Source organism: Variovorax sp. P4_D9, assembly GCF_056401695.1.
The window spans coordinates 1-4,577 of the sequence record NZ_JBFUIU010000697.1 but is presented as its reverse complement, the minus strand read 5'-3'; the positions used below and the strand labels follow the sequence as shown (position 1 = coordinate 4,577).

Annotated in this window: 5 protein-coding genes; 2 read left to right on the top strand and 3 right to left on the bottom strand. The window is 59.9% G+C overall.

The window, feature by feature from the left end:
* Positions 1 to 913: 3'-5' exonuclease (locus AC1DY5_RS42910; RefSeq protein ID WP_478120513.1), on the bottom strand; the 913-nt coding region annotated here is incomplete at its 3' end.
* A 211-nt stretch (positions 914 to 1,124) separates the two neighbouring features.
* Between AC1DY5_RS42910 and AC1DY5_RS42905 the strand changes: the two genes are divergently transcribed.
* Together AC1DY5_RS42905 and AC1DY5_RS42900 are read left to right on the top strand one after the other, a co-directional pair.
* Positions 1,125 to 1,766: a hypothetical protein gene (locus tag AC1DY5_RS42905; protein ID WP_478120512.1), complete on the top strand. Its 642-nt coding sequence runs from the start codon at positions 1,125 to 1,127 to the stop codon at positions 1,764 to 1,766.
* Between the two features lie 669 nt (positions 1,767 to 2,435).
* A complete protein-coding gene (locus AC1DY5_RS42900) occupies positions 2,436 to 3,422 on the top strand; it encodes an ABC transporter substrate-binding protein (RefSeq protein ID WP_478120511.1) in 987 nt (328 codons plus the stop codon).
* Between the two features lie 191 nt (positions 3,423 to 3,613).
* On the opposite strand, the gene AC1DY5_RS42895 is transcribed toward AC1DY5_RS42900, so the two are convergent.
* A complete protein-coding gene (locus tag AC1DY5_RS42895; RefSeq protein ID WP_478120510.1) occupies positions 3,614 to 3,976 on the bottom strand; it encodes a hypothetical protein in 363 nt (120 codons plus the stop codon).
* 212 nt (positions 3,977 to 4,188) lie between these two features.
* A complete protein-coding gene (locus AC1DY5_RS42890) occupies positions 4,189 to 4,530 on the bottom strand; it encodes a YciI family protein (RefSeq protein WP_478120509.1) in 342 nt (113 codons plus the stop codon).
* Between the last annotated feature and the right edge of the window lie 47 nt (positions 4,531 to 4,577).

Sequence of the window (4,577 nt, the reverse complement as noted above, 5' to 3'; positions counted from 1 at the left end):
GTTCTTGCGAGACGGCCTCAAGGCTGAAGGAAGGAAAGCTCCACAACGCGGCTTTGAGTGCGTCGATGCCGTCGATGACCACCCGGCCGGGCATGGCCGCGAACAGGTAGCCCTGCTTTCCCGGATGGGTTCGCCAATCAATGGGCCGACGCTCTCGGCCCAGAAGGAGCTGCGCCCCACATTCGTTGGCTGACTTCTGAAGAACTCGCAGGTCGAACTGAATGACGCTCCAACCGATGATGACGTCCGGGTCGTTCCTCTCGAACCAGTCGTTGAGCTTCTCAAGCATGGCCTTGCGGGTCGGGCAATAGATGAGCGAGAAGTCCATAGGCTCACCCGGCTCAGGTGGCGGCTCGCCCAGCATGAAGACAACACGGTCTTCCGTACCGTCCAGCGCAATGGAATAGAGCTCCTCGTCTTGACTCGTCTCGATGTCCAGCGACAATACTATCAGCACCGGCCGGAAATGGGGCGCGGGCTTGAGCTTGCAGTCGACGATGGTAGAGCGGTCTGCTCTCCCTCCTTCCACCAGCACGCCAGCGGTGATGAACCGCTCCATCAGGTAGCGGTCGTGCGGGCGCACGTCGGCTTCGAGCAGGGGAATGCTCTGTGTCCGGAGGGTACGTGCCAGTTGACCTAGTTGGCGAAAGTGCTTCGCATAGACACCGACGACAGGCTCCCCATGGAATGTCTTCAGCTCAAGCTCACGTACCTGCATCCCTGGCATGGCGGCGAGGTGCGCTTCGACCGACGCCCTGTGCTTCGTTTCGACGAATGCGACGGAGGTCTGGGAGGTCAGGACCACTTTCATCGGCCCCGCATCTGTTGCCAGCCAGTACTCGATTTCGGTGCCGGCCGTGACATCACGCCAGCGGCGAGTGAGGATGAAGCCCTTGAGTTCGGTGGGGACCACGAAAGCTTAAATAATCGGGTGGCAAAGGAAGGTGGGCTTGGGCACAACCGATTTTCGCCCGGTTGTGGCCGCATGCCGCAGCCAGGGCGAGCGGCCCATTGTGGCCGTAAGCCGCTTGTGACGCGCTTCATGTTAAAACTAACGCCGACCTCTCTGCGTTCGCATGTGGCAAGGGGCGGTCGTCATGATGTTGTAGTTGTCCCAAACCACGATGAATGCCGCAGATTTCCTCCTCGCTCCAGAAGTCCAGAAGCTGCTGAAGGTCGTTTTCGCGGCACCGACCAACAAGTTCTCCGTCGCGGAGCTCGCCAAGAAGGCCAAGTTGGATGCAGACGAAGTTGAGCGGACACAGGAGCATCTCATCAAGAGCGGCATCCTGACCAGGCACAAGTCGGAGTCCGACAAACCTGGAACGGTCGAGGCGAACATGTCGTTCGTTTTCTTCAACGAGCTTCGGTCTATCGCTCTCAAGTCGTTCGCTGCCGCGGAACCCCTCCGTACGATGCTGCGTTCAAAGTTCAAGGATTCTGTTGTGCGCGCCTACATCCTCGGAGAAGGCAAGGACGCCACGATTGAACTGCTTGTGGTGCACGGCCAGCAGGTCCCTGATGCAGCGGAAATGTCAGCGGCCTGCCAGAAGGTCTCGGCGGCTATCGGCCGGCACCTCCAAGTCCACGTCATTTCTAGCAATCGTCACGACGCCCTCGCAATGCGCGACGACCTTGGCCGAAAATTGGCTGCTCCCACTGCGTTCGAAATCATTGCAGAAGGTGAAACCAAGGCGAAGCGTGGCGTTGAGCGCGGAGGCTTCCTGCAGAGTGCCAAAGAGAAGCTGGTGGCCCTGGTCAAGTAGCCTGCTCGCGCACTTCTGCGGGACGAGCCCGCTACCGCTGATTCAAGCCCGGAATCGGAGGACTGAGTTCGGCCTCTCGACGTGCGAGCTATCTGCGGGCTCGCATTTCCATCTCGCGGCGCAGCTCCTTTCTATCCACAGCTTCAGCGTACCGCCGCCTCTCGTCAGGGGTGAACGGTCGCAAGGCCGGCAGCCGCGTCATCGATGGCCGACCTCCGAAATGTTTGGGCGCTGAGCGAAGGGACGTCGATTCGCATGCTTTTCGCGGGTGCTCCTGAAGGTCCGGTATTGGCCGGGACCGTGAGTCCACAGATGCGCCGCTGTCCTTCGACCCTGGAGCTCGCCTGCCAAGGGCAAGCTTTCAGCAAACCTCGGGGAATTCACAGTCCCGGCCATGAGCGGACGGTCGGACCGCCCACGGAAAGCAGTCACTCGCGCCCGCTGGATACGCAGTTGCCCGGGGATCGACTGATCCTGCCGTGGGCCTCACAATCCCCGCCACGGTGCTCGTGCGAGCGGATGACGTTGTTCAATACTCCGTCGAGTAACCGTGCACAGCCCTCTAGCGAAATGCAGCGAACGTCTGCCTTGCGAGGGCACGAAGGGGAGCAAAGRGATAGCGGCGTAGCGTCGCCGTGTCTACCATGGGCAGGCGCCCGGGGAGGTAACGTGCTGCGGAAAGCGATTCTCGCGCTTGCCCTCGTTCTTGGCGTCTGGTCGATCACAGTGGCGCTTGCCGAGGCTCAGCAGGCAGGAAGGGTATACAAGATCGGCGTTCTCAGCCTCACCACATTCGAGGGCACAACGCTTGCCAAGGTGATGACGGAGGGCCTCGGTAGGCGCGGCTATGTTGTCGGCCAAAACGTTGTCATCGAGGACAAGTTCGCCGATGGGAAGGTAGATCGGCTGCCAGCGCTTGCCGCCGAGCTTGTGGGCCTCAAGGTCGATGTCATTGTTGCGGGCGCGGCAGTGGCGATTCGCGCTGCTCACGACGCCACAACGACGATCCCGATCGTCATGGCATTCAGTGGTGAGGATCCCGTCAAGAGCGGGTTTGTGACCAGCCTAGGGCGGCCTGGCGGCAATGTCACCGGGGTGACTGCAGTCGCGCGCGACTTGGCACCCAAAACGCTCGAACTGCTCCGCGATGCCGTGCCTGGGCTTACCCGGGTCGCGATCCTAACCAATCCCGCCAGGCCCGAACACGCCGAATATATGCGCATCGTCCAGGCGGTACGGCCTCAGGGTATGCAGCTGCAGGTGTTGGAGGCCGCGGGGCCCGATCAGTACGATGCAGCGTTTGAAGCAATGACCCAACAGCACGCCGAAGGACTCGTCATCTTCGGAGATGTGATGTTTACGCGTGATTCCGAACGGCTTGCCGAACTCGCGCGGTTGCATGCGTTGCCCTCCGTTTATTTGCACAAGTCATTCGTTGTCGCCGGTGGGCTGATGACTTACGGCCCCGATCTGCGGCAACTTCTCGATCTCGCCACGGAATACATCGACAAGATCCTCAAAGGCGCAGATCCGGACGCGTTGCCTGTGCAGCAACCAACAACGTTCAAGCTGGCTATCAACATCAAGACCGCGAAGGCGATCGGGCTGACGATTCCGCAATCACTGCTTCTGCGCGCAGACGAGGTGATTCAATGATTGCGCATCTCCAATCGGTTTCGTCTAGCTCAACTCATTGAGGGTCTGCTTTCGGGCGCCGCGACTGGCCGCAACGGCCCTCAGCTGACGTTCGCGCATTCGTATTCGGCACCCAAAAGCAGACGCTCGGCGTCGAAACTCAGCCCCGGCCGGAGGCCGTCGGCTAGAACGCCAGGTTGGGCAGCATCGTGCTACCACTCACGACACTTCTCCGACGGCATGCATGTACTGGTTGAAACAACGTGAACCGTTGGGGAGGTAGAAAAGGTGATGGTGTGCGAATGCTTCCCCCGACCACCATGCTCGTACTGAACGCGCCACTCAGCCTGGTTGCGATCAATGCTGACAAGCCTGCGCTGAGGAGGCGAGTTCTCGGTAATGACATCGGACGGATTCCACGGTCCACCCGCATCTGCGAACGTGCAGCCACGACAGAGTTCTTGAAGAGCGGAACTGACCTGCGGCGAAAGGTACGACATGGAAGCTGGCAAAGTAGGCTCGGCGGCACGAGCCGTGGCGAGAACAAACAGGCAGAGGACGATGAGGTACTTCATGATGCCTATCGTTTGAGCTAACCGGACCGTTGCGGTATGTGGCTAAAAGCCCAGAATGAAATGGCGGGCTTTTAGCCACATGCCGCAATGGGTCCGGTTGAGCGAATGGTTAGGCCTCACGGTTGTGACGAGGCAGTTGGGCGTTTCTGGCGACTCATCACGCATTGAGCTCAATAGGGTAGATGCAGAAGACCTCCTTGCGGCCTTGCCGATCAACTCTCGGGGTCATACTGGAACTCGCGGAGTTCCTGCGAGCAACGGCAGGCTTGAGCGATTTTCGCAGCCCATTGGATGGCTGCTTCGCGAGACGGGAGTTCCAGGACACAGAATCCACCGTCGAACTCCTTGGTCTGTGTGTAGGTCTCGTTCGTGACTGTGCCATTGGCGGCGACCATTAGTGGCGCGACTTCTTCGTTGATGCCACCACCGAACACATAGACGCCGGCATCCTTTGCCTCGCGGATGACGCCGTGTGCTGCTTCACTGACGGCGGCCATTTCTTCGGCGGGAACGTCCATCGCCGGTCCAGGGAAGGAAATAAGATACTTCGTCATCGTTCAATTCTCCGAGTGCGCCTCGGTGTCGCGTGTGAGGCCTAACG

What these genes read in the sequence shown, in the direction of transcription:
- AC1DY5_RS42890 (WP_478120509.1), bottom strand. Translation starts at nt 4,530, where the DNA reads ATGACGAAGTATCTTATTTCCTTCCCTGGACCGGCGATGGACGTTCCC.
- AC1DY5_RS42895 (WP_478120510.1), bottom strand. Translation starts at nt 3,976, where the DNA reads ATGAAGTACCTCATCGTCCTCTGCCTGTTTGTTCTCGCCACGGCTCGT.
- AC1DY5_RS42905 (WP_478120512.1), top strand. Translation starts at nt 1,125, where the DNA reads ATGAATGCCGCAGATTTCCTCCTCGCTCCAGAAGTCCAGAAGCTGCTG.